This is a genomic window from Nostocoides australiense Ben110 (assembly GCF_001050535.1).
In the GTDB taxonomy this organism is placed as follows: Bacteria; Actinomycetota; Actinomycetes; order Actinomycetales; family Dermatophilaceae; genus Nostocoides_A; species Nostocoides_A australiense.
Map to the genome: position 1 here is coordinate 2821445 of NZ_HG764815.1, position 3534 is coordinate 2824978.

Below are 3534 nucleotides of genomic sequence, written 5' to 3' on the forward strand. Positions count from 1 at the left end.
CGAGCAGAGAGTGCACGCGAGCAGAGGTGCACGCGAGCAACGAGTACCGCCGGTAGCGGTTACCCGCGTGAGGCGCTGACCTGCGGCGATGCGGCAGGGCGGGCAGGAGCGGGTGCCTACTGATAGCTGGTGTGCACCGGGCGTGGGCGGTGGGGCCGGGTGGCGCGGAATCCGGTAGATGAGTGAACGTTCAAACTGCTACCCTTGAGGACTGCGGCGCTGTCGCCGACACCCGCTCTGCCTCCCAAAATCCATGCACGCCTCCGATCGGCCTCGCCGGCGATCGCCGTGATGGGTCGTGTTTGCCCGGGGCGGGACACCTCTTGAACATGACGGAGTTCCCTTTGTCCTCCCCAGCCCAGGTCGGCCGCCCGGTCGACGCCTACCCCGACAAGATCGACGGGGCGGTCCTGAAGATCGCCGGCGTCGTCGTGCTCGGGGCCATCATGTCGATCCTCGACATCACCGTCGTCAACGTCGCCCTCCCGGAACTGCAGACGACCTTCACCGGCACCGACAATCCGCTGTCCTATGCCACCGTCGCGTGGACGGTGACGGCCTACACCCTCGCCCTGGCGACGGTGATCCCGCTGACCGGGTGGGCCGCGGACCGGTTCGGCACCAAGCGCCTCTACATGCTGGCCATCGCGCTGTTCACCCTCGGCTCGGTGCTGTGCGCGGCGGCGACGAGCATCAACTTGCTCATCCTCTTCCGCGTCCTGCAGGGCCTCGGCGGCGGTCTGCTCATGCCGTTGGGCATGACCATCATGACCAGGGCAGCCGGCCCGCACCGCATGGGCCGCCTCATGGCGATCCTCGGCATCCCCATGCTGCTCGGGCCCATCCTCGGGCCGATCCTCGGTGGCTACCTCATCGACGCCGTCAGCTGGCACTGGATCTTCCTCATCAACCTCCCCCTCGGCATCATCGCCCTCCTGTATGCCGCCTGGGCGCTGCCCAAGGACACCCCGGAGCCCAGTGAGTCCTTCGACTTCCTCGGCATGGCGATGATGAGCCCCGGGCTGGCGATGTTCCTCTACGGCATCTCCTCCATCCCCGAGGCGGGCACCTTCTTCTCCGCGAAGGTCATGGGCTGGGGCACCGCCGGCCTGCTGCTGCTCATCGCTTTCGTGATCTACAGTTTCAAGCCCAAGCACCCGCTCCTCGACTTCCGCCTGTTCCAGAACCGCAACCTGACGGTCGCCACCATCACGATGTTCATCTTCGGTGCGGCCTTCTTCGGCGGCCTGCTGCTGGTGCCGACCTACTTCCAGCAGGTCCGCGGCGAGGACGCCCTGCACGCGGGCCTGCTCGTCGCCCCGCAGGGCATCGGCGCCATGGTGACCATGCCCATCGCCGGCGCGCTCGCCGACAAGAAGCCCGTCGGCCGGATCGTGCCCTTCGGGCTGCTCGCCATCATCGTCGGCATGTTCCTGCTGTCGCGGGTCGATGGCGACACGAGCTACTGGGGCTACATCATCCCCGTGCTCTTTCTCCTCGGCCTCGGCATGGGCGGCACGATGATGCCGATCATGACCTCGGCCATCAAGACCCTCACCGCGCACCAGGTCGCCCGGGGCTCGACGCTGCTCAACATCACGCAGCAGATCGCCAGCTCGGTCGGCGTCGCGATCATGTCCGTCGTCCTCACCAACGGGTTGAAGAACGACGCGCTGGTCAGCCAGGCTGCGGGCTTCCGGGAGGCCAGCGCAGGAGTCACCGACCCCGCGCAGATCCAGCAGCTGCTCCCGCAGTTCCCGAAGGTCGCCGAGATCCTCGCCGCCGCCGGGAACGACCAGGCGGCCGGCGCCGCCAAGCTTGCCGCGGCTGCCGCCGACGCGGCCGGCAAGGTCTTCGGCAACAGCTTCCTGGTGGCGGCCTTCCTGGTGCTGCTGACGCTCGTTCCCGCGTTCTTCCTCCCGCGAGACCACGAGGAGAGCCACCTCACCGACGACGAGGACGACGCCCCCGCGGCACCCGTTTTCGTCCACTGACGAGCCGGCGCCACCGCGCCGACTTCCCACGTCGATGCCCGGCGGACCACACCCGGTCCGCCGGGCCTCGCCGCGTCACAAGGCAAACCGGCCGCCCGCGTCACTCTTGGGTAACAAGGCCAACCCGGCGAACCGCCTCGTCCGTGAGGTCTGACAGAGTGACGAGGCGGCGGCCGGGCGGGAGGCCGCCGCTTCAAGGATGGAAGGGGCCGCGGGCGTGTTGACGGTGGGTATGCGGCGCCTGCACCACCACCGCGCGGCGCTGGTCGTCCTTGCCCTCACCGCGCTGACCTCGCTCCTCGTGCTGGGCACGCTCCAATTGCTCAGCCGGGTCGTCACCGACCGGGCTGCCGAGGGCGCGCTCGTTGCGGCGCCGGTCGCCGAACGCACCATCTCCGCCGTCCGGTCGGTGGACAAAGACGAGGTGGCCGCTGCTCGCGACGTGGTGGCGCAGGCGCAGGCGGCGGTTCCCGGATCGCGGCTGTCGGAGGTGTTCGAGGCGATCTCCCGCGGTATCGAGGGCCGCGACCCCACCGACCGGGCCGGGCTGGCGGTGCTCGCCGACCTGCCCCGATGGACCACGCTCGCCGCCGGTGCCTGGCCCGTCGCCGGGAGCGACCCGATCCAGGTGGTCCTTCCGGAGGCGGCGGCCGCGGCGGGGGGCTGGCAGGTCGGGGACAGGATGGACCTGCCCGACCTGATCACGGATAACGCCCCGCCCCTGCACGTGGTCGTCACCGGCATCGTCACCGCGAAGGATCCGCTCGACGCCGTGTGGCTCGATCTGCCGCTCGCGCAGACCGGCACCCGCACAGGGACCGGCTTCACGTCATACGGTCCCTTCTTCGCGGACGGGGGCGATCTCGAGACGGTGATCCCCGCGGCGACGGCCCGCTGGCGCATCGCCCTGCCGTCGACCGGGCTCACCCGTGCCCTCGCCCCGGTGCGACAGGGCCAGGTCGAGTACGCCACCCGGCTGCTGACCGAGAGTCCGGACCTGAAGGGTGCGCAGGTGCGCACCGACGCCCCGCAGCTGTATACCGAGGCGAGCCTGATCAGCGAACGCACCCGCATCGCCCTGCTGACACCGACGATCCTGCTCATGCTCCTCGGAAGCGTCGCCTTGACGATGGCCGGCCTGCAGCTGGCCGGGTTGCGCGCCCAGGAGACCCAGCTGCTGCGCTCCCGCGGCGCCTCCACCAGCCAGATCGTCGGCCTCGCGGCGATCGACGCCGGCATGATCGCCATCGGCGCATTCGTCGTCGCCTGGCTCACCGTGCCGCTCCTTGCCCGACCGCTGGCGCGGCTCGGCGGACTCGACGTCCCCACCCCGGCCTGGTCCGACGCGATCCGCTGGCGCGGACTGGTCCTGCCGCTTCTGGTCGCCGCCCTCGCCGCCGCCGCCATCGTCGCGATCACGGCCGCCCGCAGCGGCCAGCTGCGCCTGGCCACCCAACGCTCCCGCCGGGGTCAGCTCCTCGCCCGGCTCGCCGGCGTCGGACTGGACCTGGTCCTCATCGGGTTCGGCGTGCTCGGGCTG

General features: G+C 70.4%; 2 protein-coding genes. Both read left to right on the forward strand.

Going from position 1 to position 3534, the window contains the following annotated elements:
- Nucleotides 1-329: 329 nt before the first annotated feature.
- Nucleotides 330-1994, forward strand: coding sequence for a DHA2 family efflux MFS transporter permease subunit (locus tag BN11_RS13580; protein ID WP_048698487.1), 1665 nt, complete (start codon nt 330-332; stop codon nt 1992-1994).
- A 199-nt stretch (nt 1995-2193) separates the two neighbouring features.
- Nucleotides 2194-3534 (forward strand): hypothetical protein (locus BN11_RS23845; protein WP_162213237.1); only part of this gene is annotated, 1341 nt, incomplete at its 3' end.